Source organism: Nostoc sp. DedQUE07 (assembly GCF_034530975.2).
Lineage (GTDB): Bacteria > Cyanobacteriota > Cyanobacteriia > Cyanobacteriales > Nostocaceae > Nostoc.
Map to the genome: position 1 here is coordinate 195798 of NZ_JAVRCC020000003.1, position 25797 is coordinate 221594.

The 25797-nt window shown below is 41.5% G+C and carries 22 protein-coding genes, 1 pseudogene, 1 CRISPR repeat array and 2 riboswitches (1 of these 26 cut by a window edge); of the genes and pseudogenes, 6 read left to right on the forward strand and 17 right to left on the reverse strand.

Annotated elements, in window-relative coordinates:
- Positions 1-113: a CRISPR direct-repeat array (repeat unit 37 nt; unit sequence GTTTCAATCCCTAATAGGGATTTAGATAAATTGCAAT) (it extends 722 nt beyond the left edge of the window).
- Between the two features lie 306 nt (positions 114-419).
- On the forward strand, positions 420-1250 hold the full coding sequence (locus tag RMZ95_RS03680; protein WP_322672768.1) for a dienelactone hydrolase family protein: 831 nt from the start codon (positions 420-422) through the stop codon (positions 1248-1250).
- Positions 1251-1262: 12 nt separating this feature from the next.
- On the opposite strand, the gene RMZ95_RS03685 is transcribed toward RMZ95_RS03680, so the two are convergent.
- The 4 genes from RMZ95_RS03685 to RMZ95_RS03700 form a co-directional block, all read right to left on the reverse strand.
- Complete coding sequence (locus tag RMZ95_RS03685; protein WP_322672719.1) at positions 1263-2204, reverse strand: alpha/beta hydrolase family esterase; 942 nt, start codon at positions 2202-2204, stop codon at positions 1263-1265.
- A 113-nt stretch (positions 2205-2317) separates the two neighbouring features.
- Positions 2318-2560, reverse strand: a complete 243-nt coding sequence (locus RMZ95_RS03690) for a hypothetical protein (RefSeq protein WP_322672720.1) — start codon at positions 2558-2560, stop codon at positions 2318-2320.
- Between the two features lie 278 nt (positions 2561-2838).
- A complete protein-coding gene (locus tag RMZ95_RS03695; RefSeq protein ID WP_322672721.1) occupies positions 2839-3111 on the reverse strand; it encodes a hypothetical protein in 273 nt (90 codons plus the stop codon).
- A gap of 290 nt (positions 3112-3401) precedes the next feature.
- A complete protein-coding gene (locus tag RMZ95_RS03700) occupies positions 3402-6521 on the reverse strand; it encodes an MFS transporter (RefSeq protein WP_322685566.1) in 3120 nt (1039 codons plus the stop codon).
- Positions 6522-7246: 725 nt separating this feature from the next.
- Here RMZ95_RS03700 and RMZ95_RS03705 point away from each other — a divergent pair.
- Together RMZ95_RS03705 and RMZ95_RS03710 are read left to right on the forward strand one after the other, a co-directional pair.
- Complete coding sequence (locus RMZ95_RS03705; RefSeq protein WP_322672723.1) at positions 7247-7450, forward strand: high light inducible protein; 204 nt, start codon at positions 7247-7249, stop codon at positions 7448-7450.
- A 41-nt stretch (positions 7451-7491) separates the two neighbouring features.
- A complete protein-coding gene (locus tag RMZ95_RS03710; protein ID WP_322672725.1) occupies positions 7492-7704 on the forward strand; it encodes a high light inducible protein in 213 nt (70 codons plus the stop codon).
- A 335-nt stretch (positions 7705-8039) separates the two neighbouring features.
- Here RMZ95_RS03710 and RMZ95_RS03715 read toward each other — a convergent pair whose 3' ends face one another.
- From RMZ95_RS03715 to ntrB, 4 genes are all read right to left on the reverse strand, one after another.
- On the reverse strand, positions 8040-8660 hold the full coding sequence (locus RMZ95_RS03715) for a universal stress protein (RefSeq protein ID WP_322672769.1): 621 nt from the start codon (positions 8658-8660) through the stop codon (positions 8040-8042).
- Between the two features lie 203 nt (positions 8661-8863).
- A riboswitch (cyclic di-AMP (ydaO/yuaA leader) is annotated at positions 8864-9083 on the reverse strand.
- Between the two features lie 37 nt (positions 9084-9120).
- Positions 9121-9957, reverse strand: a complete 837-nt coding sequence (locus RMZ95_RS03720) for a nitrate ABC transporter ATP-binding protein (protein WP_322686094.1) — start codon at positions 9955-9957, stop codon at positions 9121-9123.
- A 50-nt stretch (positions 9958-10007) separates the two neighbouring features.
- Positions 10008-11450, reverse strand: coding sequence for an ABC transporter substrate-binding protein (locus RMZ95_RS03725; protein ID WP_322686000.1), 1443 nt, complete (start codon positions 11448-11450; stop codon positions 10008-10010).
- An 87-nt stretch (positions 11451-11537) separates the two neighbouring features.
- Positions 11538-12389 (reverse strand): nitrate ABC transporter permease, encoded by an 852-nt coding sequence (gene ntrB, locus RMZ95_RS03730; protein ID WP_322686001.1) that lies wholly within the window; start codon positions 12387-12389, stop codon positions 11538-11540.
- Positions 12390-12486: 97 nt separating this feature from the next.
- Positions 12487-12708, reverse strand: a riboswitch (cyclic di-AMP (ydaO/yuaA leader).
- A gap of 416 nt (positions 12709-13124) precedes the next feature.
- Here ntrB and RMZ95_RS03735 point away from each other — a divergent pair.
- A complete protein-coding gene (locus RMZ95_RS03735) occupies positions 13125-14315 on the forward strand; it encodes a HAMP domain-containing sensor histidine kinase (protein WP_322672728.1) in 1191 nt (396 codons plus the stop codon).
- Positions 14316-14438: 123 nt separating this feature from the next.
- Here RMZ95_RS03735 and RMZ95_RS03740 read toward each other — a convergent pair whose 3' ends face one another.
- The gene (locus RMZ95_RS03740) at positions 14439-15749 is read right to left on the reverse strand and encodes an aminopeptidase P N-terminal domain-containing protein (protein WP_322686095.1); all 1311 of its coding nucleotides are present in this window, start codon (positions 15747-15749) and stop codon (positions 14439-14441) included.
- Between the two features lie 733 nt (positions 15750-16482).
- On the opposite strand from RMZ95_RS03740, the gene RMZ95_RS03745 reads away from it, so the two are divergent.
- Positions 16483-17724 carry a VCBS repeat-containing protein gene (locus RMZ95_RS03745; RefSeq protein ID WP_322672731.1) on the forward strand — a complete coding sequence of 414 codons (1242 nt, stop codon included), beginning with the start codon at positions 16483-16485 and terminating at the stop codon, positions 17722-17724.
- A gap of 125 nt (positions 17725-17849) precedes the next feature.
- Here RMZ95_RS03745 and RMZ95_RS03750 read toward each other — a convergent pair whose 3' ends face one another.
- From RMZ95_RS03750 to RMZ95_RS03785, 8 genes and pseudogenes are all read right to left on the reverse strand, one after another.
- Positions 17850-18617, reverse strand: a complete 768-nt coding sequence (locus RMZ95_RS03750) for an MBL fold metallo-hydrolase (protein ID WP_322672732.1) — start codon at positions 18615-18617, stop codon at positions 17850-17852.
- Positions 18618-18620: 3 nt separating this feature from the next.
- Positions 18621-19220: an aminodeoxychorismate/anthranilate synthase component II gene (locus RMZ95_RS03755; protein WP_322686002.1), complete on the reverse strand. Its 600-nt coding sequence runs from the start codon at positions 19218-19220 to the stop codon at positions 18621-18623.
- A 294-nt stretch (positions 19221-19514) separates the two neighbouring features.
- Positions 19515-19970 (reverse strand): diacylglycerol kinase family protein, encoded by a 456-nt coding sequence (locus tag RMZ95_RS03760; protein ID WP_322686003.1) that lies wholly within the window; start codon positions 19968-19970, stop codon positions 19515-19517.
- A gap of 153 nt (positions 19971-20123) precedes the next feature.
- Positions 20124-20612 (reverse strand): rRNA maturation RNase YbeY, encoded by a 489-nt coding sequence (gene ybeY, locus RMZ95_RS03765; protein WP_409882145.1) that lies wholly within the window; start codon positions 20610-20612, stop codon positions 20124-20126.
- A gap of 163 nt (positions 20613-20775) precedes the next feature.
- Entirely contained in the window at positions 20776-20931 is a 156-nt protein-coding gene (locus tag RMZ95_RS03770) for a DUF3285 domain-containing protein (RefSeq protein WP_094350437.1), read from the reverse strand.
- A gap of 130 nt (positions 20932-21061) precedes the next feature.
- Positions 21062-22184, reverse strand: a protein-coding gene (gene prfB, locus RMZ95_RS03775) for a peptide chain release factor 2 (protein ID WP_322686004.1) whose coding sequence is annotated in 2 segments (ribosomal slippage) — positions 21062-22111 and positions 22113-22184 — 1122 coding nt in all. Because the reading frame shifts where the segments join, the coding sequence is not laid out codon by codon here.
- 150 nt (positions 22185-22334) lie between these two features.
- A pseudogene (locus RMZ95_RS03780) lies at positions 22335-23463 on the reverse strand (PCRF domain-containing protein).
- 131 nt (positions 23464-23594) lie between these two features.
- Complete coding sequence (locus RMZ95_RS03785) at positions 23595-24323, reverse strand: Bax inhibitor-1 family protein (RefSeq protein WP_322686005.1); 729 nt, start codon at positions 24321-24323, stop codon at positions 23595-23597.
- 651 nt (positions 24324-24974) lie between these two features.
- Here RMZ95_RS03785 and RMZ95_RS03790 point away from each other — a divergent pair.
- On the forward strand, positions 24975-25760 hold the full coding sequence (locus RMZ95_RS03790) for an RNA polymerase sigma factor SigF (protein WP_229498888.1): 786 nt from the start codon (positions 24975-24977) through the stop codon (positions 25758-25760).
- Positions 25761-25797: the final 37 nt, after the last annotated feature.

A 25797-nucleotide genomic window follows, 5' to 3' on the forward strand; every position in this document is an offset into this window, starting at 1 on the left:
ACTGTTTCAATCCCTAATAGGGATTTAGATAAATTGCAATTTAAAGAGTAACTAATGAATGCTTCTATTCTCTGATGTTTCAATCCCTAATAGGGATTTAGATAAATTGCAATAGCGGGAGCCTGAAAGCCAAGCTATATTTAGTTTTCAAGGTGCGGTTGCGCGGTTCTAGAGCAATCATAGCATTAGAGAATTTCTTTGGAAAGAGTGTCGGGAAAGTTTGAAAGCTGAAACTCAATTTTTGTAAGCATTTCAAAGATTGCGCGGATGAATTTGGACAATTAGTGGGGTGAAATGCTTGCTGGTGTTGAGATAGAAGCACTTTTTTTCGGGTGTGAAATTTGTACACCTACCCTTGCGCGCATTTGACCATACAGTAACCTAAATATAAGGGAACTTAGTAATTCAACGTAGAGATGATGAAAGAAATAACGCGCCGCAAATTTATTGCAACAGCGACAGTGGCGACAGGTTTTGCCCTTGCAGTACAACCCATTTCTGCCGGAGTCATCACTACTGATGCCAAGGGGTTAGTAGCTGGTGCAGTGAAAATTCCTGTTAAAGATGGCGAAATTCCTGCCTATAGAGCAGCACCAGCTACCGGTGACAATTTCCCAATCGTTCTGGTAATCCAGGAAATTTTTGGCGTACACGAGCATATCCAGGATATCACTCGTCGCTTTGCTCGGTTGGGATATTTAGCGATCGCACCCGAATTATTTATCCGTCAAGGCGATGTCTCGAAGTTAAGCAATATAGACGAAATTCGTCCAATTGTCGCCAAAGTACCAGATGCCCAAGTATTATCCGATCTTGATGCTACTGTAAACTGGGCAAAGAAGTCAGCTAAGGGTAATGGCGCGAAGTTGGCAATTACAGGCTTCTGTTGGGGCGGTCGTATTACCTGGTTATATGCTGCACATAATCCCCAGGTGAAGGCTGGTGTAGCTTGGTATGGGCGACTTGTGGGCGATGCTAACGAACTTCAGCCCCAGTATCCCGTGGATATTGCATCAAAACTGACAGTCCCGATTCTCGGACTTTATGGTGGGAAAGATACAGGTATTTCTCTTGATACAGTAGAGCAGATGCGCGATCGCTTACAGTCCAGCAGTAGCAAATCTGAAATTATCGTCTATCCCAATGCACCCCACGCATTTTTTGCCGATTATCGCCCCTCCTACCGCCAGCAAGAAGCTCAAGATGGTTGGAAACGCCTCTTGGCATGGTTTAAGGAAAATGGTGTTTAAAAAATTAGCTACTTATGAACTGTGACGCTGAAAAAAGTTCCAAATTGTTTCACTGGCGTTCAGCCCCAACTTCGCATTGAATTTGTTTAGGTTCTCGTCAGTTGAAGAACCACCAGGCCAGAAATGTCCACCGTTGACTACCGCTAGCTGCCAAACTTCGGAATTGCCACTGCAACCTGTGTAGATAGCGGTTTTTACTTTATCTTCAGAAAAATTTGGAGATGCATTTGATAAGGTGCATCGATCGTGCGATCGCCAAAACTGTACCATGTCTGAGATCGAAACCAGCGCTCCTCGTTGAGTGCGATCGTCACCTTCATAAAGTACATCGCGATCGTTTGTACCGTTGATCGTTAACATCGATATCGGAGTTTGAGGCTGACAACTAGGTTTGAGTCTAACTGGGAGCGAACCAGCTACTGATGCAAAGCCAGCAATTTTATCAGGTAGCTTACAAGCTAGTGCTTGAGTAAGTATGCCACCTCTAGAAAAACCAGTGGCATAAACTTTATGACTATCAATATTAAGTTGCTGCTGAAGATGATTAATCAAAGCACTGACAAATAAAACATCATCTACCTTTCCTTGAGCGTTACCTCTAAGACTCCATTTTTGGTCAATTCCATCTGGATAAACAACAATAAATCCTTTTTGGTCTGCTAATTCATTAAAGCGAGTCACATTACTGATAGACCGACCATTACCATCATCTCCATGAAACACTAAAACTAATGGTATCGGGCGGTGTAGGTTATAAGATTTTGGAGTGTAAAAATAGTAAGTCCGTAACTTTCCTTGATCGTATAGTTCTCCATAATTATCACCAATCAAGATTTTTTCTTTAGTTATATTTTTTTCGTCAGCCTGAATGGAATCGCAGGCTGTTACGAAACTAACTCCTAGTATAAATATTAAAAACTTTTTTAAAAGATGAGAATTTTTAGATATATTCATGTTGATTAAATTGACTTATCTTAACTACTTGTATTTAATTATAAGTCTTATTCAGCAACAAAGTTTTAACTAATAGAGGCTAACAACTAAAGTTGTTAGCCTCTATTTAGATATTAAACTCTGACATTTACATAACGAGCAGGAACTCTAACTTTAACCCACCTGTGACCGCGTCGTACTGTTTCCCAATGTGCAGGAATTAACTTTCGTTGATATCGGGCAACAACAGGTCTACGCACAATAGCAGCTCTATGAACATTGGGTCTGACAATGATTTCTGCTGCTGATGCTTGTGACGGTAAGGAGGAAATTGCAAATGGGAGAGCAAGTAATGTACCTAATAAAATACGTTTCATATCCAAATCTCCATCAATTAATTTGCTTGAGTTTTATACAGCATTTATCAATAATTCGCGAACAAATATTCTTACTCATTAGCTTTACAGTAAGCTTTGTTTGTTACACGAATTAATTGATTTGCTGTATTGCTCTCAGTTTAAAATGCTGAATAAGAAAACACAGTGTAGTAAAGTCATAATGTCAGTATGACTTTATTCACATTTTAAACTTTGGACAAAAAAAAAGGAGTTTAGAATTCTCCCTTGAGTCTTATTTATTACTTAATAAAGTATAATTACTGAATTCTGTATGCAATCATTCCAATCAATACGGCAAGACCTAGCGCTCTGCGAAAATAATTAACGCCTTGAAATAGCTCCATCCACGCCCAAGTAAACAATGCGCCATTTGCCACAAAGTCTAACACTGTATTGATTTTACCACTTGTAAAAACTAGAGTGAGTAAACTAGCTACTATCCAAAGAATAAGTGGTGGGTTTGGCATTTGAGCCACAACAATTTTGCCACTGCTGTCACGGAAGGTTTTATCAACTAACGTGTTTTCCATTGTTTGAAATTACTACTTAGGTAAAATTATTAACTTGCAAAAATTACGCAGTAATTTATTGATAATAGGCTGAGATTTAATTGCAAGTTATTTAAAAAAATTAAAACATTAAACCAATTCTATTTTCACCCATCTAATTGCTGAGATTAGAGCAGTAAAGGATATTCATATATGACTATATTGAAAGACATAATTACACAAATGCCAATGCGTATTTCTTTATTCTCGACGTACTTAAAATAGAAAAGCCTCCCATAATGGGAGGCTGAAAAGTTAGCGGAGACAACTTGTTAAACTACAGCGATCGCTCCTCCTAATGCAGAGAAAATGGCGGAGACGAATGCTGTGGCAAACAGCCACCACGCTGCTGTAGCTGCGGCTTTGCGCGTTTCTTCTGCTTGCCGCTGTGCTTGATGCTTTACCTGTTCTAGACGGCGTTGGGCTTCCTGCTGTATGCGTTCTGCACGCTGTAATACTGTGTTGCGTGCCCGTTCAATTTGGTCGATGATTCGGTTGGCATCTTCTTCGGAGATATCCTCACGAGAACTCATGATTGCCACTAGGGTATCACGGTCAAAGGAGGACAAGCGATCGCGCAGGGCATCAAAACCAGCTTGGGGATCGTCAAAAACTGTGCGAAGATCGCGCTTAATACTATCATAGTTAAGTTCTGGGCGATCCAGGGAGTTGAGATAGTTACGAATGCGGGCGAAAACCCCGTCAATTGCATCTTGAATGCCCCGTTGAATGCTGCGTACTTGTTCGACAAATTGATCCCTTACGGACACCATATTATCGGCAATCCGCGCTGCTTCTTCATCAGAAATATCTTCCCGAATTTTCAGCAGGGCGATGATGGTATCACGGTCAAACTGGGAAAGGCGATCGCCAAAACTTTCTACTCCAACTCGCGGATCGTGCAACAATAATTGCAAGTCGCGTTTGATACCTTCTGGGTTGAGTTCTTCTTTACCCGTTTGACGCAGATACTCTTCCAAATAACCTTTGAATGATTCTACTCTTTGTTGTGTACGGCTAGCTAGACGACGAGGCGCACGCACAAAGTTACGAATCGAAGTTTGGGTGGAATCAATGATTTCATTGACTTGTTCTTCACTCAAGTCTTGGCGTTGACTGAGCAATTTCACCAGTGTATCTCTGTCTACCCGCGACAACCGACGGCGCAATGCGACGGCTCCCTCTTTGGGATTTTCAAACAATCTGGTCAAGTCTCGCTGAATGCCTTCTGGATTGAGTTCTTGTTTGCCAGTATTTCGGAGATAATCTGCGATCGTTGTTGTCACAGAGTCGTATTGCTCTTTAGCTTTATCGACTACAATTTGAGGTGTGTGGCGAATATTATACCATGACTCCTCAGTAGTATTGATGATTTGATTAACTTGATCTTCACTCAAATCTTCCCGTTGACTCAACAATTGGACTAAGGTATCGCGGTCAAAGCGAGACAAGCGTGCCCGAATTGAGCTAATTCCAGCTTGCGGATCTTCTAGTATCTTTTTGAAGTCGGCGCGGATGGCATCAGGATTCAGTTCTGATTTGCCGGTGTTACGCAGATATGATTCTACATTTATCCACAGGGTTTCTGCTTGATATTGTGCCTGTTCTGCTAGTCCTTTGGATTCTACCAAGACGCGATCGCGTTGTTTTTCCAACTCATCGACAATGCTATCTACTTCATATAACTGGACATCGTTACGTTGTAGCAATATCTGCCGAATTTCTTGGCGATCGAGGTGCGCTAGCCGCAATGTCAGGGTTTCATAATCTGCTTCTGAGTCTTCCAGCAGTGGTTTAAAATTCTGCTCGATGCCTTCGGGTGTCAAATCTGCCTTGGGAGTAACGAGCAGATAACTTTCTACTGCGCGTTGCAAGTCTTGAACTATATCTCTTTCTTCAATAGCTCTGACTGTTACTAGCACTTCTTGGCGGACTGTTTCTAGCTGATTGGCAATGCGCTGAATTTGGGCTTGGGTAAGCAATCCCCGTTGTTGCAGAATATTGGCAAAATCATTACGGGATAGTCGTTCTAGTTCCCGGCGGACGATTCCAGGGTCGGCTGCTGGGTCGTAGATGACATCATGAAATTCCTGGGCAATTCTTTCTGGACTCAGTTGCCAAGCATAAGTATTGTGCAGGTAGTTTTCGACATCAGCCCGAATTGGGCTATAGGGTTGTGATGGTGTTGGCAAACCTAGCTTATCTGCTTGTTGAGAGACTTTATCTTTGGCGGTGGTGAGACTACGCAAGATTTTTTCCACATCCAAATCAGGCAAATCTGCCCTTCCCAGCACAGTGGCGGTTAAGGCGGATAGTGCTTGCTGGATTGTACTTTGCACTGGGCCAGAGGCTGCCTTTTGGTTTTGGTCAGTTTCTTTGGAACCACCCTGTTCTGCTAATAACCGATCCAGTTTGGCATTGAGTTCATCTGTTTTGGTTTGTCCTGGTGGGAGTGATTTCAAATAATCCATTAACTCACCCAGCCGATCTGCGGTGGGTGCTTGCTGACTTACCACTTGCTGCCAAACTTTATATAAGGTATCAGAAATCCGGCTAACGTCTTTTTTGGAAAGATCGGTGCGGCTGCTGACTAACTCGATAAACTTTTGGCGGTCGATGTTGCGGATATCTGGAGTCCCAGCGATCGCTTTTAATTGCGGATCGTTGAGTAAATTTTCAAAATCACTCCGAATCTTTGATACATCGAGTTCTGGAGGACGAATCTTTTCTAAGTAATCTTCAATGTTTTCTCGGATACTTACGGGGTCGATGGCGCTTCCTAGTTCTCGACGGACAGCAGCAGCGGCGGCTTCAGCTGTGGCTACCACTTGGTTATTTACAGCTTTCGCACCTAGTGCGGCGGTAGCAGTTCCCATAATCGCCTGAAAGCCAGATGTTGCCGTATTGACAACTGAGCCAATTAAGGAGCCTACGGTGGTGGAACTTACCCAAACTAAGAGCAAAAAGTAAGCACCCCAAATCACTAAACCGAGAATCGCTCCCAATCCTCGGTCTGAGATCACAAGGCTCAATTTTACTGCTAGGTAAGAAGCGATTAATAAGGCGATCGTCACAGTGGCTAATGTCCAAATTCCCACTGCTGTACCGATTTTGCGAATATTACCGCCCAAACTTTCCACCTCCCTACTATCTGAATCCGAGTCAGATGAGTGCCCCAGGTAGGAAATACCGAATGCAAGGGAGAGATTAGTTAAAACTAATTGGAAAGCAAAGGCAAGAATCACGCCGGAGATTAAAGCCACAAAAAAGCGTGGCCCGGAAATGAGAACCGATGCTTGTTCTGGTGTGACGTTTGAGCGTTCTAATGGAACCTGTGCTAACCACAATAGTGGTTTATAGAGTCCCACCATGATTTCCGTACTTTGGAACATTGGATTTCCTTCTACCTACTAAGTTTAAATTTGGGGGAATTAAGAATTTCTTGAGAAGCAACTCTTAGTATTTATTATGTTTGTACCTATGGCAATACCTAACTCTTTAGATCACAATCGTAGAATTTACGTCTTTAAAGCATCTCTCCAAAGGCTGAAACCCTCATACAGCGAAAGATATAACTTTTGTTATCTCTTGGTAAAGAACATAATTCAATGGCAAGCAATCTTACTTAATTTACTGCTAATTTTAATTTTAATTGTTTAATTTATAGTGAGTAACTCTATTTTAAAAATAGTTTGCTTTCAAATAGTTTAGATTTATTTCAATATCTGTTTTTATCACCCTCTCTAGGTGGATTTATTTATAATAATACGTTTAAGCATCGGTCAGAAGAAGTGCTTGTCTTTTGTGCCTATAGACAGAAAGCATTCTAGTTATTAATAGCTACATTAAAGTTAACAAACGAATTGTTGAGGGCAAGGAAATGGCAATTCCTTTTTCTAGAGATTTGCCAATAATATCAACGGAATATAATAGTTGCGATCGCAATGATTTTCTGTTTGATTAAACTCCTCAAGCCTCAATTTTAAACGGTCGTTTTGCAATGATTGGCTTTCTTGCCTATTTAGTTTGGGATTTAGTTGGCTATAGAGTTTTGTACATGATTGGTTACGAGAGCATTTAAAGAATAAAAACCAACTTGATTAGGAAGGAAAAAACAATGAAAACTCGTCCCTCTACTGATTTACCAGCTGTTGCACCGGAATACAACGGTATAGACCGGAATGCATTTTTGTTTGGTTGGACTCCTCAAGCCGAAATTTGGAATGGTCGCTTGGCGGCTATTGGTTTCCTTGCTTATTTGCTTTGGGATTTAGCTGGTTATAGCGTCTTGCGTGACGTTTTACATTTGATTAGCTACTAGAAACTAAACACCTAAAAAACTATTAAATTTTGGAGAAAAAAATGGCAACTCAAGAAACTCGTCCTTCTACTGATTTACCAGCTGTTGCACCGGAATACAACGGTATAGACCGGAATGCATTTTTGTTTGGTTGGACTCCTCAAGCCGAAATTTGGAATGGTCGCTTGGCGGCTATTGGTTTCCTTGCTTATTTGCTTTGGGATTTAGCTGGTTATAGTGTCCTGCGCGACGTTTTACATCTGATTGGCTACTAGTCGTCTGCTACAAGCATTATGACAGGTTAAGATATGTTTGTAGTAAACACTTAAGTGCTTATAGCGCTTCCCATTCAGAGACGGTACAATATTGCACCAATTTGGCAAATTTACCAAGATTGTTAATTCGTAGGTTGGGTTGAGTAACAAAACCCAACCTATACATTTTCATTTTTTAGCCTTAGCAGTATTGCATTGGCTTCTACAAATGCTTGCCAGTTTTCCACATACGACCTTTGAAAGTTTATTTATTGTGTAGCAAAAAAGTCACTTACAAGTAGGTGACTTTTCTCCGATCAAAATTTGACAAAAATTACTGAAATTTTAAAGAGTGATTATTCATCAATACTACTGGGAATACCCAAAACAGCACAGGGAAATTTAGAACCTAGTGCTTCAATCATTGGATGATTGACAGAGTTGCAACCTAGAAACAGAATATCAGCCGCTTCTGATTCAACAACTTTGCGAAGTTCTGTAGAAATGCAGCCAAATCGCAAATGAGATTTGAAAGAACCCTGCCATTCTTCAGCCAAACTTCGGGCTTGCCAGAGAATTATATCTGCTTGTTGTAAAGGAGCGATCGCTGTCTGTAATTTAGGTTGAGTTAATACCTGTGTGACAGACTTTGATACTTCACTAACTTCACATTCTAATGAAGATTGTTGTTGGGGAAAACTCAAGATATTTGAATACTGATTGCTTTGATTATCTTCTACTACATAAACGGCTTGAACTGTAACTTCTGTATTGGTGGCCAAACGCGTTTGATGGGCAACCCAAAAGGCAATATCTAATGCCGTATGACTGTTGGGAGATGCATCATAAGCAACAATTAAATTAACTGCTTTCGCCTTTTGAAGTTTTTTAGAAAAAGGTTTTTTTGGTTCTGGCAGTAGTACCATTTGTTCGATTAAATCATCTCGGCCTGTGGCACTTTGCAGACGTGCTAACATTGGCTTTATTTGCACAGCTTTACTTCTCCTAATGAAATGAATTAGCAATGAGAAGCAGGGCGACCAATTTTAGATTTTGGACTTCGGCTAGGTTCAGTCGAAGGATTTTGGATCTTAGATTGAGTGACGATAACCAAAATTTAAAATCTTAAAATTAGTCAAGGAAACCCCAATAATAACTGTATTACAGCCAAGGTCTTGGGGGTTCCTTCCATTGCCTACGGAGTTAGCTGACGGGCTAAGACTGGAAGGTGTCTCTCTCTTAGAAGTGCTGAGTGCTAAGTGCTGTTAGCGGAAGCGGGGCGTTTAGCCCGTGCTGAGTTAATATTAATAATTCTTAACTTCTGACTCTTAACTCCTCATTTTCTATGAGATACGCCCCACAATATGGTTCCTCCGTTCCAAATTCAGCTTTCATGGATTTGAATTAGGCTACCCACTAAAAAAATGATAATCTAATTTACTCGTCTTGGGCAAAATATCGATCGAGGAAATTTAAGGCGTGGTTGCGGAGTTCAAAATACTCTTTTGAGTTTCGCATGGCGGCGCGATCGCGCGGATGCTCAAAAGGAACTTCTAAAATCTCCCCGATATTAGCAGCTGGGCCATTGGTCATCAAAACGATGCGATCGGACATATAAATTGCTTCGTCTACATCGTGGGTAATCATCATCACTGCTTGACGATTATTTTCCCAAATATCCAATACCTGCCGTTGCAATTTGCCACGAGTTAGTGCATCTAATGCCCCAAAAGGTTCATCCATCAGCAACATTTTGGGACGAATTGCTAAGGCTCTGGCAATACCTACTCGTTGTTTCATACCTCCAGAAATTTCATCAGGATATTTGTCAGCCGCCGCCGTCAAGTTTACCATTGCCAAGTGTTCATTTACAATGCTAATTTTTTCAGAGCGATTAGCATTTTTTAGCACTTCATCTACGGCTAAACGGATATTTTCTCGCACTGTTAACCAAGGTAACAGAGAATAGTTCTGAAATACCATCATCCTTTCGGCTCCTGGCTGACGAATTTCTTTCCCATCTAGCCTGACTGAACCGGAAGTGGCTTTTTCTAAACCAGCTACTATTTTGATTAGAGTTGATTTCCCACAACCTGAGTGACCAATTACAGAAATATATTCATCTTCATCAATCGTTAAATTAACTTTATCTAAAACGACAAAATTATCTTTATCAGGTGTCGGATAAGACTTGACTAAATTTTCAATTTCTAAAAATCCAGCGCGGGGCATAACTTTGGTCTGGGTATTAATAGGTAATGAGGTATATTCCATCATCAAAGGCTCCGGAAATAATTTAGTCAATCAATATTTGAACTTGGGAATTAAGACATGAAAAAACGAGTGGGAGCGTTAGCCCTGATGGCAAAACTATTCAGATAACCCACCGGATCGCTGGGGTCGAAGCCTTTCTTATCTATAAATACCTCTGGTGGTTCGACCTTGTAATCATCCTTGGGACATTGGATGCCCATTTCCGATGCTATCTCCCGATATAAATCTGCTCTCCAGCCAAGTTCTGCTAGTTTCTCGGCATTTTTGGGGAATTCCTTTATTTGTCCCCACCGCGCTGCTTGTGTCATCAACCACATACTTCTGGATCTCCATAAAAATGTGGAGTGTTCTCCTGGCTGTTTGGGAATGTTGTCAGGAATATCGAAGAAAATCGTGGTGTCATCGGCTTTGATGGTGCGGTCTTTGCCGTCAAAGCCGCCATAGTTGTAATTGCCGAGAATTGCCGGACTTGTAAATTTCGCAATTGGGGCATCTTTCTTTTTAGGTCTAGCACCTGTAAAGGAACGGTCTGTTATCAGTTCGGCTACTTCTTGGCGGTTTTCTGCTTTGCTGCAATACTGACAGGCTTCAATCATCGCCTTGACTAGGGAACGATAGGTTTTGGGATATTTCTCGATGAAAGATTCCATCACGCCCAAAAGTCGATCTGGGTGTCCCAACCAGACTTCTTTACCTTGTGCAAAGGTAAAGCCAATGTTTTCATTACCAGTTATTGCTCGTGTATTCCAGGGTTCCGCAACCATGTAAGCTTGCATTGCTCCAATCCGCACGTTTGTTACCATTTGGGGAGGCGGAACGATAATGATGCGAAACTCTTTAAGCGGATCGACACCTGCGGCGGCGGATAAGTAACGGATAAAGTATTCGTAAATGGAGGAACTTAATACTACTGCCCAAACTCTGTTTTCTGGCGGTTGGTTGTCAAAGTAACCTCGGAAATCACGCCCAAAGGCTTCTAAAGCACCATCGCCATATTTTTCTTGATACTCGTACCACGGACGCAGCCCAAAATCCCACATGGCTTTATTCATGGTCATGGCGTTACCGTGGCGATGTATGGTCATCGCTGCACACAATGGGGCGTGGCGTGCGCCTTCGGCACCAATTCTGGCGTTGGTAACTGCACCAGATACTACGGGTGAAGCATCCAGGCGACCAAAAATTACACCGTCGCGGGAGGTGGCCCAACTGGCTTCGCGGTTGAGTGTAACGTTTAAACCATACTTGCGGAAGAAACCTTTTTTCCAGGCGATCGCAAATGGCGCACAATCATTAACGGGAACATAACCAACTGTAAGATCGGCTTTTTCTAGGTCGCCGCTTTTAACTACTGGTTGCACAGCTAAAGCTTCTTCTGTCAATCCTTTGGCTGACCTATCTCCTGAAATCCCACAAGAGGACAGCGCTATTCCCGCCGTTGTTGCTCCTATTCCCTTAATAATATCTCGTCGAGTCCAGTTAATATCACCCATTCTTGTAGCTCCATTGGTGATTGATTGCTCACGCTTCAGGCGCAGAGTCTCGTTAAATTTTGCTGTTTTGATAGCAGGCTAATTTTGTTAGTTGGAAGTTTTAGGGCGATGGGTTACTAATTCTTCGATTTTGCCCACGGCATAATCCAGAATTAACCCAGTTACACCAATTACCAACACAGCTAAAAAGACTGAACTCAGGTTTAAGCGACTCCATTCATCCCAGACAAAGAAGCCGATACCAATACCACCTGTGAGCATTTCCACGGCGACGATTACCAGCCAAGCTATGCCTAAACTAATTCGTAGACCTGTAAAAATATACGGCAAACTTGCAGGCCAAATGATTTTTGTAATTCGTCTCCAACGGGGCATTTCTAAGACTCGTGCCACATCTAAATAATCTTTGGGAACGCTAGAAACTCCTAAAGCGGTATTAATAATTGTCGGCCATAAGGAAGTAATAAAGATGACAAAAATGGCTGAAGGATCTGCTAAATTGAAAATTGCTAAGGCGATGGGTAGCCAAGCTAGGGGCGATACGGGTTTAAAAATTTGAATAATCGGATTAAGCGCTATCATTGCCGATCTGGACATGCCAATTAGAAACCCCAGAGGAATCGCTACTACCGCACCCAACAAAAAGCCTATTAATACCCGGCGCAGACTTGCGATCAATAGCCAACCAATTCCTAAATTCCCTGGGCCTCGCTGATAGAAAGGATTTAAGATGTAGTCTAAATTAGCGATTAGCGCTTCTGGTGGGGTGGGCATCAATTCATGGTTGGCAAGTGCAACAATCCACCACAGCACAATTATTCCCAAGAAGCCTAATACAGGTAGAAAGAAGACATCCCTGACAATAACAGGTTTTGTTTTTTTCCAAGCAGCTTGTCCAGCGATCGCAGCGATCGCAGCCAAATTTAGTTGAAATATCATTTACGACCTCAACAGATTTAAGTGCAGGTACAAAAAATCCGAGCAGTACCAGCCTTGGACACCGATGAGATCGGAACATTATAAAAATGCCGTCTCTTCAGTCTCCTCTCAATGCCTACGAAGTTAGCTGACGGGCTAGGGCTGAGAGATGCCCTTCACAAGAAAGTTATGAGTTATGAGTTATGAATTAAATATTAGTATTAGTAAGTTCCAACTCCTCACTCTCAACTCCTCACTTTCTATGAGATACGCCCCACAATTTGGTTCCTCCGCTCCAGCGTTATGCACTGTGACACGCTGAATTAGGCTGACTTACTCTAATGGATACTAATTTATGCACAATATAACATCGATCCTCAGTAAAAGCCATCTATCTTATGATAACTATTGTTTATTTTAATACTTAAATTAAATGTTAATAACTAGTTAATGGCAACAAATAAGACTTGTGTATCTAGTTATGTTGTGAGTTAACTCCTTGCACAGACAGCTAAACAATATAGTTAAGCAAAGTATCAAAAATATTACGTGCTTGATTAATATTTTTTAATATAAAACGGAATATACTGATAAAATTTTATATACGGCTACTTAATTAGCAAACAAAATAACATATATAATCTATTCCTTTTGGTAGGTGAACTAAATTGTTAAATTTGGTAAAAACCCACTGCACTCGCTAAACTAATTGGATATGGAAGTTTACTCATCTATCTCCTAGCTGAATTTAACATAATGGATTTTAGTCAAGTACTGGCTGAAAAAACGGATACCATCGTCGATAAATGGATTTTAGCGGTTCGCAAGGATAGACGGATTGAAAGTGCTGATGACCTATCTTATACAGCCGTAAAGGATCACGTCCCTGATGTTTTGAAAGCTATGGTGACAGTGCTTTCAAAATCTCAAGATAATGATATTCAGTCAATAGTTACTGCCAGTTTTCAGCATGGAGCTATTCGTGCCGAACAAGGCTTTGATGCAGCAGAAATCGCTAGAGAATATCATCTGCTGCGAACAATAATACTTGACGCTCTACAAGCAGATTTATTGGAAGGAACACCTGTAGAGATAATTCGTTCTATGCGTTTGATTGACGCTATCCTAGACGAAGCGATCGCTCGATGTTTCAAGAGTTATGTTGAGGAACGCTTGCGGGAATTACAGCAGTTGCAAGTATCACTAAGGCTCCATAACGAGGAACTCACGCGGTTAATTAGCGCCAATCAAGAGTATCTTTCTCAACTAGCCCACGAATTAAAACATCCTCTAACTTCTATTATTGGTTATTCGGATCTGTTTTTACGCCAACAACGACGAAAGGCTGATATAAAAGACAACTATACGAATTTAGAACATATTGAGCGGGTACTACGCAATGGTAGACAGTTACTCCATTTAATCAATGATGTACTAGAACTTTCCCGCTATGAGGCAGGACAGACAAAAATCCAATTAGCGCTTACCGATGTGCGGGAATTAATCGATAATATCTGTCAAATGTTGGAACCTTTAGCTGCGGGAAAAAATTTACAAATTGTAGTCGATTGCGATCGCATCCCTGAAAAATTAATCACAGATTCGTTTCAGTTACAACAAATTATTACAAATCTTATTAGTAATGCGATTCGTTATACAGAGTCGGGGACTATTATTATCATGTGTCAGGTGTTGGAGAAGCAGAGATGGGCGATCGCAGTTTCTGACACTGGGATTGGCATTGCACTCGAAAACCAAGCCCAGATATTTGAACCCTACTTTCGCGTCAGTTCTAGCGATCGCCCATATCTTCCTGATAGTACAGGATTGGGATTAGCGATCGTCTCGCGTTTAGTAAAACTATTGCAAGGTCAAATTAACCTAGCCTCACAGGTAGGCGTTGGTTCTACTTTCACCGCAATTTTTCCTTTAGAAGTGGAGTTTTAAAAGTCACGGTTACACAAGCAAAGTCAACCTCCGTGGACTATACAAAATCAAGGGTTTTGTCTGTATAGCCACGATTTCAACGCCAGGGCTTTTCTTAGCGATGATGTCTACCATCCCCATTTTTTATCTTTCGATTTCATCTATTTCTTTGGGAACCCCCACAGTTAACACCTCATGTCCCCCAGGCGTAACTAATACATCATCCTCAATCCGAATGCCAATCCCAACCCATCGAGGATCGGTCTGTGGCTGGTCTTCTGCTAGTTTAGTATCTGGCACAATATATAGTCCCGGTTCCACTGTCAAAATTTGACCTGGTTGTAAAATTTGTGGTTTGTCTTCACCATGCTGATAAACACCGACATCATGGACATCTAAACCTAACCAATGGCTGGTACGATGCATATAATATGGTTTGTATTTTTCCTCTTCAATTAACTTATCAATTTCACCCTTGAGAATGCCAAGTTCGACTAAACCTTCTGTGAGGACGCGCACTGCTGTATCGTGAACTAATTTGAAGGGATTACCTGGTTGGACTTGAGCGATCGCTTGTTTTTGCGCCTCCAAAACAATCTCATACAATGTCTTTTGTTCTGGCGTAAATTTACCCCCAACAGGAAATGTCCGGGTAATATCCGAGTTGTAATAACCATAGGCACAACCAGCATCAATTAGCAGTAATTCTCCATCCTGCATTTGACGATTATTTTCAATGTAATGGAGTACGCAAGCATTGACACCAGATGCCACAATCGAAGGATAAGCAGGCCCCATTCCACCCCGGACTCGAAAGATGCGTTCCATCTCCGCCTGGATTTCGTACTCATAACGTCCCGGTGCGGCGATTTCTTGGGCATAATTGTGGGCTTCAGTTGCGATCGCAGCTGCTTCACGCATCAATTCCAACTCAGCTTCGCTTTTGATCAATCTCATGCTGTTGAGGACAGGGCCAGTATCTTCAATGGCGATCGGCCCAGTACCACGCTTCGGATAAGTCCGCAGTAAACTTTGGTAATGTTTGAGGATTTGGTCGTTAAAATTGCGATCGCGTCCTAAATGATAGTAAATCCGGCTAGCTTTTTCCAAATACTGCGGCAACTTTTCATCTAACTCGCTAATGGGGTATGCTTCATCAGCACCATAAATTTCCTTGGCTGCATCTACCCCACAAAGATAACCAGTCCATACTTCTTTTTCGCGATCCTTCGGTTGGACAAACAGCACAAACCGATGTTCTGCGTGATGCGGCGCTAACACTGCTACTGCTTGTGGTTCATTAAAACCAGTCAAGTAAAAAAAATCACTTTCTTGGCGATAAACATACTCGACATCGTTGTGCATCACTGCCATTGGCGCACTGCGAAAAATGGCTGTCCCATCACCTATTTTTGCCATTAATTGCTCGCGACGCTGCCGATATTCTGCTTGCATAGTTGATGTACTTTTAATAGGTATTGTATTCTTTGACACTTTTAGCAACTAACAAATGCACAGATGATGCCTCTTAATAGCTGCTAATCTAAGTTATTCTAACCAATATTTGTTTCCACTCAAGTTATACAGCAGAATACAGAATTCAGGAGTAAAACACACTTTATACCTGGGTAACAGACTTAGCTTGTGTACCTAACCAAAAAAATATATTAGGAATAATGTAGCGATCGCTTCTATCTTAATTAAGTCGGTTTAATTAAACATAAAATAAATTTCTAGTTTGTAAATATATTTTTGATACAACCTTCAAATGTCCAAGACTTACGCAACTGGCATATTATTTTCAGTTCGTAGTGTTCGCGTAGCGTCTCACAGAGAGGACTTAGTCCTCAAAATAAGGGTTAAAGCCGCTTACTACAAACTACAAATCCGATTTTTTGGTGACACTTGCGTAAGTCCTAATGTCAAAGAAAATAGATAAAATAATCATTTTTATCTATAAATAATCATATAAGCAATTACAAAATATATTTTGCAAATGCTTATATAGAACTTGAAAATTTTAGAATAATAGTTTAAAACAAAAAAATATTTATCTTCCAGGAATAACATTAATAAATAAAAAATAGTTATAAAGAAAAATTGAAACCCTAGCAAATGTTATTTCGTTACAGAAAGAGATTACAAAAAAAAGTTAAAAGAATATAACACCCAATAATAAAAATACACCATGCCGGCAAATTCAAATTCCTCACCCTTAGCTTTGAATACATCTCGATTGTTATCAGATTCTTTTGCAAAATCAGAAATCTTGACAACTTCTCTTAAGAGTTTAAATTATGATTTGGGGTTTGGAAATAAGAGTTCTTCACTAGCACTAGAAAGTCAACCGGTAACTGCGCCTGTTAAAACGTCAGCAAATCCCAATCCTAATCCTTACTTAACTAGTGCGGCGATTACTCCTGACTTTAACGGGGATGGTAAAACAGACAAAGTTTGGGTCAATTCTGCAACAGGTGAGATTATCATTCGGTTGATGGATGGCACAAAAGTTATCGAACAGGGTTCTTTGGGTCAATTTGACCTATCCGCCTATGATTACAAAATTGCTGACTTCAATGCTGATGGCAAAACCGACTTCTTATTACGCAATAAGACAACCGGTGAGAATAGTATTGTCTTAATGGATGGCACCAAAGTTGGTAGTGCGGCTGCTCTAAGTAGCGTCGATCCAGCCTGGAGTCCTCAGATTGGAGATTTCAATGGCGATCGCAAAACCGATATCTTCTGGCATAATGGCACAACTGGCGAGAATGCTATCTGGGAAATGGATGGCACTACTGTTCTGAATGCAACTGTTCTAGACACTACAAACACAGCACTAACTCCTACAATTGTTGATTTCGACGGCAATGGTAAGAGTGACATCTTCTGGCGCGATCAGACCACCGGCGATAACACAGCTTGGTTTATGGATGGTACGCAAAAGACTGAATTGGCGCTGCAATCACAAGATCCCGCCTGGACTCCTACCCTTGGTGATTTCAACGGCGACTATAAGACTGATATTCTCTGGAGAAACGCTCAAACCGGTGAGAACAAGGTTTGGACGATAAATGGTATTTTAGTCACAGAGGGTGCTTTGGGCACACTTGACTCATCCTGGACTTCCAAAATTGGTGACTTCAACGGTGATGGCAAGACCGATATCTTCTGGCACAATGGCACAACTGGTGAGAACACTGCTTGGTTGATGGATGGCACAACAGTTGCAACTGAAGCTTTCTTACCAGCTAATAACGCGGCCTTGACACCATCTCTTGGCGATTTCAACGGCGATGGCAAGACTGATATCTACTGGCGCGATCAGACAGCAGGTACAGACAACATTTGGACTATAAATGAAACGACAGCAGTTGAGACTCCCATCAGCGATGCAGATAAGCTGACCGGAGAGTGGTATACGTTCTAAAAGTTAGGGGCATGGGGCATTGGGAATTGGGCATTGGGCAGAGGAGAAAGAGGTAATTTTTATTCTTCCCCCTGCCCCCTGCTCCCCTGCTCCTCTGCTCCCTGATTCCTTCATTTCCTTACTGCTCAAAACTTGTAACTCAAAACTTGAATCTCGCCATTCTCCGGCAAATCTTTAGGGCTAATAGAAATACTATCTGCACTGCTACGCCGCACTTTCATACCTTGCATTAAGGTTAGAAAATTATCTAGTGGTGAAAGATCGCATTTAGCAGCATCAGCAGCCTGTGTCCGGTAATGAGTCGGAATCACTAACTTGGGATTTAATACTTGAACAGCCTGCTTTGCTTCCTCAGCATTGTAGGCTTTTGCACTGCCTCCCACTGGAATAAATGCCACATCGGGACGCCCCATCAGGATTTTTTGCTCAATAGAAATAGGTGCAGCAGCCCCGCCTAAGTGTAGGATATTAATTCCGCCTTGCTTCCAACTCCAAGCAGTATTTGAGCCAAACTGCTTACCACCTTTGCGATCGTGGTCTATGGCAACTCCTTGGAATTTAATGCCTTTAAACTCATAAACTCCTGGTTCGTAGATCAGTTTTGCATTTCCCGGTAGTACATCCACAGCACCTTCATCTAGCAGTTGGCTGCTAATCAGTACCAAATCTGCTGCAACTTTAGGGGGACGATACTTAGCAGTACAACCGATTGACCGAAATGGATTGACGAGAACTTTCGCACCGCCACCAGTAAAAAGAAAGCAAGTATGACCCAACCACTGAACTGATAAACCGCTAGATTGTGCGTCAGCTTGAGATTCAGAACCCAAGGTAGTAACTAAAGCTGTGGCCAACCCCGCCCCAGCATAGCCCATCAACTGTCGTCGTTTCATTAATTATGCTCTTGACTGTAACTGTTGGAGAAAATTTCGCAATAACTGTTTTCCTGAAGATGTCAGGACACTCTCTGGATGAAACTGGACGCCCTGAATGTGAGGATAGTTCCGGTGTCGCACTCCCATAATGGTGTTATCTTCAACCCAAGCGGTGATTTCTAACACATCTGGGCAAGTCTCACGTTCGATTACCAAACTATGATACCTGGTGGCGGTCAGAGGATTTTCTAATCCCCGGAAAACCCCCACTCCAGTGTGAGACACCTGAGAAGTTTTGCCATGCATCAACTCTGGAGCAGAAATTATTTTACCACCGAACACTTGACCAATGCTTTGATGTCCCAAACAGACACCCAAAATTGGTAACTCTTGTCCTAGCTGTTCAATCAATTCTAAAGAAATGCCGGCATCTTCCGGGCGACCAGGCCCAGGAGAAATAACTACAGCTTCCGGCTTTAATGCCTGAATTTCATCTATGGATATCTTGTCGTTACGAAAAACTTTAATATCATCTGCCGCTGGGAACTCTGATGCCAATTCTCCCAGATACTGCACTAAGTTATATGTAAAACTATCGTAATTATCGATAACTATAATCAAAGCTTATCATTCCTGGTTTTACGACTGATCAGTTGCAAAAAGCATAGATAAGTATCTCATGCTATTTGTTCATTAGGTGTAAAAATAATGTTGACGTAGACGTGTAAGTATGAAGTGGCTACTCTACGGCCATTTTCTAAAGATTACCAAGTAATCCTTTAGCCAGGATGCTTGGCACGTTGGCGTAGCCCGTCGTAGACATCGCACGATTTAAATTTTAAATATATTCTGCAAACCGGATTCGGACAGAGTGTGATTCTCTTAATGAGTCACTTAGCGATGCCTAAATCACGTCTACAAAGCCGATATAATTAACTTTACCAGAGGAGGAAGCAATAGCGTACCTGCTACTAGCATCGCTACGAAAGCAGAGACAAGCACTGCACCAGCCGCACAATCTTTAGCAATTTTTGCCAAATCATGGTATGTCTGCTTAACGGTTAAGTCCACAACGGACTCGATCGCTGTATTTAGTAACTCTAATGCTAAAACTAAACCACTAGTTATACCAATTACCGCTATTTCTACCGCTTGTAGATGCAAAAAAACGCTTAAAGCAATAGCTAAAGCACAAACACTTACGTGGATGCGAAAATTACGTTGAGTTTGAAAACTATAGCTGATTCCAGCCCAAGCATATTTAAAACTAATAAATAAATTAGAGGCTACTTTCCAGGAGAATTCCCGTTCGTCAGACACCAGTGTTTGTAACGAGGTAGGCGTTGGTGATGGAGAAATTTTTTGCGACATAGACTTAAAAACACAAGAACAGAGTTGCTACAGTGGGAATATTCGCCGATCTTAATGGCAGAATTAACTTTGAGGCAATCTTTAAGCAATTTTCCACAGAAGTATTATAAAAGTATTACCCAAAATTAACATTAAGAGATACTTCAATTACTGCTATTCCATGTCAATAGCAATACCTATTGCATTCAGCAATCCCACTTGCTGTTTTAACATTCGCTCCAAACTTTTTTCATCAGGATGATCCCAGCCCAACAGATGCAATAAACCGTGAGCAGCTAACCAGGCTAGCTCAGTTGATAAGCTATGTTCCTGTTGTTGAGCTTGGCGTTGTGCTGTATCTACAGACACAATAATATCACCTAAGTATAATGGGACAGAGGCAAGCATTTCTTTGCTTTGAGGAAAATCCACTTCCAAAGCAGCAAAGGCTAAAACATCTGTCGGCTTATTTTGCTGACGATATTGAGCATTCAGTTCTTGAATTTGCAAGTCATCTGTCAAACGCAGCCCGATTTCATAACTTGGCGCTGGTGGAATCTGAGGCTGAAGTATTTCCAACCAGCGATTAAACCAGTTTTCCCAAGTTTCAGGGGTAATTCGGTCATCAGTCTCGTCAATTTTTACAGATGTTGTCGGGGACAACTCATAAAAATACTCCTCCACATATAGTTCAACTCTCAGGGGCACACAGTCTCCTTGTCTGAGGTTTACGATTTGTCGTTAAGACTGTCTTTTGTCCTTTGTCATCGGTCATCTGTCCTTTTAAATATAATTAATGACTAATGACTAATGACTAATGACTAGTTTAGTGAGTGAGGTAAGCAAGACCAACAAGCAGAGCTAAAAGCCCTACAGCAGTCAATCCAAAATGCTTTAGGGAAGTTCCACCCTTCCGCACCATGTTTCGCATGGCGAGTTTAACGTAGCTAGGTTGAGGTTCTGTTGAAGGTGAGTTGCTCATAGTTATTTGTCTACAGACTCTTTTATAACTGTAACAGTTGGTCTGGGATAGAATGGCGATCGCCCATATATTGCTAAGGCGTTTCACACAGAAACGCCTTAGTAATCGGGATGTTATGTAATGAATGCCTCTATGCCTGACTGTTTTCTACTAGTTTATTTTCTTGGCGCAGATAAGCTTGAATGAATGTATCAAGTTCGCCATTCATTATATCACCAATCGCTGTTGTTTCCGTGTTTGTACGTAAATCTTTCACCATTTGGTAAGGATGAAACACATAGTTACGGATTTGATTTCCCCAAGAGGCTTCTACCATATCGCCACGAATTTCGGCAATTTCTTGGGCGCGTTGCTCCTTGGCTATGACCAACAGCTTTGCTTTGAGGCGATTTAGGGCTTTTTCTTTATTTTGCAGCTGCGATCGCTCTTCTGTACAGCGCACGGCAAGACCCGTGGGCAGGTGAACAATCCGCACTGCTGTTTCTACTTTGTTGACATTTTGCCCACCTTTACCACCAGAGCGAGTTGTGGTGATTTCCAAATCTTTATCTGGAATATCCAATTGCACAGAGTTATCAATCTGCGGCATTACTTCCACCCCAGCAAAACTGGTTTGTCGCTTACCGTTAGCATTAAAAGGGGAAATCCGCACTAAGCGATGTGTACCCATTTCCGAGCGCAAGTAACCATAAGCATAGCGACCGGTAATTTCTAGGGTTGCCGATTTAATTCCGGCTTCATCACCCTCCGACTCTTCAGCTAAAGTTACCTTATAGCCGTGAGCTTCGCCCCAACGGGTGTACATCCGCATCAGCATAAATGCCCAGTCTTGAGCATCTGTGCCACCAGCACCAGCAGTAATCGTCAGTACAGCGCCTTCAGCATCATAGGGCCCAGAAAGTAACTGTTGTAACTCCCACTGATCCAGGTCACGATTGAGTTTAGTGATGGTAGATTCGGCTTCTTGGAGTAGTGCCTCATCGGTTTCTAACTCCAATAATTCCACAACTGCCTTAGTATCTTCGAGATTGGCGTGCCAGCGATCGTATTGCTGGAGGTGGGCTTTCAGGTCGTTGAGTTCTTGCAGAGTTTGTTGGGCTTGGGTTTGGTTATCCCAAAATTCTGGTTGAGCTGATATTTTTTCGAGGTCTTGAATTTTGGCTGTCAGTGCAGGTACGTCAAAGATAGTCCTGGGTTTTACCCAGGCGGCCAGACAACGTTTCGATTTCGCGTTTGAGTTCTAAAACTTCCATAGTGCTTGCTGTAATGATAGATAGAGCGCTTTAAACTGGAAAATTGCTCTTTATTCTACTTATGTTTCTTGATTTTAGCTGTAGTTGAGCAAATTTTTTCTGCACTACTTATATAAGTTACAAAAGTGACTTGAAATTATCAAGCGCTTCTTAGCTCACTGAAGTAGTGTGATTTAGCTGTTGCAGATAGGCTTTGATAAAGAAATCAATTTTACCGTCTAATACCTCTGTCGCAGCAGGTGTTTCTACATTGGTACGTAAATCTTTCACCTTGGTGTAAGGATGCAAGATATATTCACGGATGAGCTTGTTGGATAGAGATTTTATCTGTCGGGGTTGAATTTTGTCAATCTGGACACCTTGGGCTAGTGCGTAGGCGTAGCCCGTCGTAGACATCGCAAACAGTTTACTCTTGAGAATAGCCAAGGCTTTCTCTTTGTTTTGCAGCTGGCTACGCTCTTGGTTACAAGATACACTAATCCCAGTCGGAATGTGAACCATCTTTACGCATGTTTCTGTTCGGTTGACATTCCCCCGATGGTGATAAAAAGTAATTTCCAAATCTTTCTCTGGAATCTCAAAATCAATAGACTCATCTAAAATCAGGCTGACTTCTACACTGGCTAGGCAAGTATGCCGTCTGCCATTGCCATGAACAGGAGAAATTCGCTCTATTCTTGCATGAGTTCCTTGTTCTGATTTTAGTCAGCCATAAGCATAACGCCCTGTAATTTCTAGGGTGGCATGTTTAAACCCTCCTAAATCACCTGCTGACTCTTCCACTAGATACACTTTATGGTTATGATTTACTGCCCAACGATGATATAGCTGTAATAACATAGCTGCCCAGTCTTGGGCATCTATACTTCCAACCTCAGCCGTAATTGCCAAGAATGCCCCCTTTTGGTCGCAGGGGCCGGACAGGAATTGTTCTATTTCTACTGTTTCAAGTTCTTGCTGGAGTTGGGTAAGGTTGGTTTGCGCCTCTTGCAATAATTCTTCATCAGCAGATAATTCTAGTAGTTCTAGTGCAGCTTTGATATCTTCTAGGATGAAGTGCGATCGCTGATATTGTTTCTTCTTAGCGTTGAGGTATTCAATTTCTTGAAGTTTCTGATAGTAAGTGACAGAATTATGCCAGAAAGTAGGTTGAGAAATTAATTGATTCAACTCTTGAGTTTTTGCACTCAGTTCTGGGAGGTCAAAGACAGCCTTCAGCCTTGGTCAAGATATTAGACAACCTTTTTACTTCAATTTTGATATTTAAGAGTTCAAGCATAGTTTTGCTCACTTGAGGCTTAACTTATCTATATATCCTACTATTAAAACGATGAAAAACCCGTGGTTGCTAAAAATTCAACCACGGGTTTTATTTTATAAAACTTTACTTGTCTTAGTGCCTACAGACAATTAATCGCGGCCATTGATGGCAATTAGCAACCGCAAGATAAAGACAAACAAGTTTATGTAAGTTAAGTACATCGACAAAGCAGCAGGCAAATATTGGTCATCGCTGTAAGTGCGGGGCAAGATGTAGAAATCGACAACAGAAACCCCAACAAACAGGAATACTCCTAAACCGGAGATGGCGATTTCTAACCAATTTGGCGTGTAAACACCAAACATAGCAAACCCGAATTGCGCTAAACACACAACCACCAAGGCAATGACACCAAGATTGATGGTTTTCGTCAAAGCCATGCCATCTTGTTCAGAAAGATTTGAACCAATTTGACGGGCAGCAATAAAGGTGACACCACAACCAAGGGCAGCTAACCCAATGCCTTGAATGCCAACGCCTTGGGATCTCAAAGCGACAAATACCAAGCCACTGAGAGTATATCCAGACAAGAGGCTGTAGGTTGCCAACAGAGGTAGTGCAAGACCCTTATTACCTTTTTGGGCAACATTTTGGGCAACAAAGAACAAAATTAACTCCAAAATCACCGCACCAATGAAGGTGGGAAAGAATATTTCGGGGTTAGTACGGATAATTCCTAAACCACCGTAGGTTCCTAATGCGGTTAGCACCAATCCACCACCGACGTAGGGGAGGGCGTTGGCAATCACGTTTGGGCCAACAAGGGCGTGAGATTTAGCCTCACGGATAGCTTCACGAAAATTACTGGTATTGCTCATATTGAAAAACTGTTTTTTAGGAAAACGTTCTGCTTATTCCTATTCTTACCAATCTTTGCCGTTAACGGACAAGGATTTAATATCGTTGCCAAATCTGAAGGGCGGCTTTGTTGTTGAAAATTAGAGTCGTCAGTTTTTGAGGATTTCACAGCATCTTTAGTACTGATAGCATACTCTTTACCCTTGATTGCAACCTATTTTGCAATTAATTCAATACCGATCCAATACTTGTCGGGTTTTGGGGAAAAGGGGAAAAACCTTTAACCTAAACCCAGTAACCTTTTCCCAAATCCAATTCCGAGTTAAAAATCCACAAAGCGTGCAGTATTGACTACCGATCCACTTGCACTCAGTATGACAGATGACTATTAGGTAAGTGATGCATTTTTCAGCATAAATAGCTAGTTTTTGTTGCAAAAGCTAAAGATTATTTACCATTCAACAGTTATATAAAAAGCAAAAATCACCTGTGACAAAGAGGTTCGCAAAATCATGCGTACAAATACTGAATTGTGGAGTTAGACCCCTAACAAGTTCAGTGAAACGACGATGGCTTATTCTTCCCTGACTCAGCAAAATAATAACAGCTTAGAAGAAAATATACGCAGCTCCATTTTCTCAGGAATAGGAGTTACAACAAAGGTAATTTATATGGCAACAAGTGAGTCCTCTTTACGAACTGATGGTATAGAATTATTGCACTTGTATCACCAGAATCCATCTATTAAACTTCGTAATAAACTTGTACAGTTACATACTGGCTTAGTACGGAAGATGGCTCATAAATTCAGCCATCAATGCAATGAACCTTATGAAGATTTAGAACAAATTGGGTATTTTGGTTTGATTAGAGCTATTGAGCGTTTCGATCCCAGCCAAGGATATGCTTTTAGTTCGTTTGCTGTGCCATATATTCGCGGTGAGATGCTGCACTTTTTGCGCGATCGCAGTACTCTATTAAAAATTCCTCGTCGTTGGCAAGAATTATATAATGAAGGACAAAAAATTCGCAAGGACTTGTCAATCTCTTTAGGTCGCCCGCCCAAGGATGCTGAAATTGCCAGCCAACTTCGGGTATCTGTACAAGAGTGGCAAGAAACCAAGTTAGCTGCTCAAAACCGTATGCCCTTGAGTTTAGATGCAACCGCAGTTAACTATGTTGATTGCCAAATAACCTTAGGTGAGGCACTTCCTTGTCCTCGTTCTCATGTGCTTCTGCAACAAGAAGAAGAACGCCAACAACTTCAAGGCGCAATCAATATGTTGGAAGAAAAGCCCCGTATGGCAGTTGAAATGGTATTTTTGAAGGAACTTTCTCGCAAGGATGCAGCTAAGAACATTGGTACTAGTCCAATGACAGTAACCCGCTATCTGCAAAAGGGAATTCAAGATTTGATTTGCTATTTACAACCACAGGTAATGCCTACTGGCTCGTAGTCATAGCTAAGTCAAAAATCCAATGACAAATGACAAA

Bases quoted from the DNA above. Each gene is read 5' to 3' on its own strand.
- RMZ95_RS03680 (WP_322672768.1), top strand. From the start codon at position 420: ATGAAAGAAATAACGCGCCGCAAATTTATTGCAACAGCGACAGTGGCG.
- RMZ95_RS03685 (WP_322672719.1), bottom strand. From the start codon at position 2,204: ATGAATATATCTAAAAATTCTCATCTTTTAAAAAAGTTTTTAATATTT.
- RMZ95_RS03690 (WP_322672720.1), bottom strand. From the start codon at position 2,560: ATGAAACGTATTTTATTAGGTACATTACTTGCTCTCCCATTTGCAATT.
- RMZ95_RS03695 (WP_322672721.1), bottom strand. From the start codon at position 3,111: ATGGAAAACACGTTAGTTGATAAAACCTTCCGTGACAGCAGTGGCAAA.
- RMZ95_RS03700 (WP_322685566.1), bottom strand. From the start codon at position 6,521: ATGTTCCAAAGTACGGAAATCATGGTGGGACTCTATAAACCACTATTG.
- RMZ95_RS03705 (WP_322672723.1), top strand. From the start codon at position 7,247: ATGAAAACTCGTCCCTCTACTGATTTACCAGCTGTTGCACCGGAATAC.
- RMZ95_RS03710 (WP_322672725.1), top strand. From the start codon at position 7,492: ATGGCAACTCAAGAAACTCGTCCTTCTACTGATTTACCAGCTGTTGCA.
- RMZ95_RS03715 (WP_322672769.1), bottom strand. From the start codon at position 8,660: ATGTTAGCACGTCTGCAAAGTGCCACAGGCCGAGATGATTTAATCGAA.
- RMZ95_RS03720 (WP_322686094.1), bottom strand. From the start codon at position 9,957: ATGGAATATACCTCATTACCTATTAATACCCAGACCAAAGTTATGCCC.
- RMZ95_RS03725 (WP_322686000.1), bottom strand. From the start codon at position 11,450: ATGGGTGATATTAACTGGACTCGACGAGATATTATTAAGGGAATAGGA.
- ntrB (WP_322686001.1), bottom strand. From the start codon at position 12,389: ATGATATTTCAACTAAATTTGGCTGCGATCGCTGCGATCGCTGGACAA.
- RMZ95_RS03735 (WP_322672728.1), top strand. From the start codon at position 13,125: ATGGATTTTAGTCAAGTACTGGCTGAAAAAACGGATACCATCGTCGAT.
- RMZ95_RS03740 (WP_322686095.1), bottom strand. From the start codon at position 15,749: ATGCAAGCAGAATATCGGCAGCGTCGCGAGCAATTAATGGCAAAAATA.
- RMZ95_RS03745 (WP_322672731.1), top strand. From the start codon at position 16,483: ATGCCGGCAAATTCAAATTCCTCACCCTTAGCTTTGAATACATCTCGA.
- RMZ95_RS03750 (WP_322672732.1), bottom strand. From the start codon at position 18,617: ATGAAACGACGACAGTTGATGGGCTATGCTGGGGCGGGGTTGGCCACA.
- RMZ95_RS03760 (WP_322686003.1), bottom strand. From the start codon at position 19,970: ATGTCGCAAAAAATTTCTCCATCACCAACGCCTACCTCGTTACAAACA.
- RMZ95_RS03770 (WP_094350437.1), bottom strand. From the start codon at position 20,931: ATGAGCAACTCACCTTCAACAGAACCTCAACCTAGCTACGTTAAACTC.
- RMZ95_RS03785 (WP_322686005.1), bottom strand. From the start codon at position 24,323: ATGAGCAATACCAGTAATTTTCGTGAAGCTATCCGTGAGGCTAAATCT.
- RMZ95_RS03790 (WP_229498888.1), top strand. From the start codon at position 24,975: ATGGCAACAAGTGAGTCCTCTTTACGAACTGATGGTATAGAATTATTG.